This is a genomic window from Nitratireductor sp. GZWM139, assembly GCF_030068685.1.
Lineage (GTDB): Bacteria > Pseudomonadota > Alphaproteobacteria > Rhizobiales > Rhizobiaceae > Nitratireductor > Nitratireductor aquimarinus.
Genome location: NZ_JAMQML010000070.1, coordinates 1 through 415, shown reverse-complemented (window position 1 = coordinate 415; position 415 = coordinate 1). Strand labels below are relative to the sequence as shown.

Genomic DNA, 415 nt, shown 5'->3' with positions numbered 1-415 from the left:
ATCCGTACTTGCTGAGGAAGATGCAGATCGACCGCCCCAGTCAAGTCTGGTGCGCCGATATCACGTTCGTGCCGGTCAAGAACGGCTTCCTCTACCTGGTCGCCATCATGGATTGGGCCACGCGCAGGGTGCTGAGTTGGCGACTATCGAACACGATGCATGCCGACTTCTGCGTCGATGCCTTGAACGAAGCCATCGCCAAACATGGCCCACCGGAGATCATGAATACAGATCAAGGGTCGCAGTTCACGGGATCGGCTTGGATCACGACGCTGACCGAGGCTGGCGTGCGCATCTCAATGGATGGTCGCGGCAGATACTTGGACAACATCTTCATCGAGCGGCTCTGGCGAAGCCTGAAACAGGAGGCGGTCTACCTCGAAGAAATCAAGGACGGCTTCCAGGCACACAGGGT

The 415-nt window shown here is 57.6% G+C and carries 1 protein-coding gene; it reads left to right on the top strand.

All coding sequences use genetic code 11. The annotated features are described in order from the left end of the window. The coding region (locus tag NDI72_RS21965) for a DDE-type integrase/transposase/recombinase (protein WP_283801804.1) at positions 1–415 on the top strand (415 nt) is incomplete at both ends.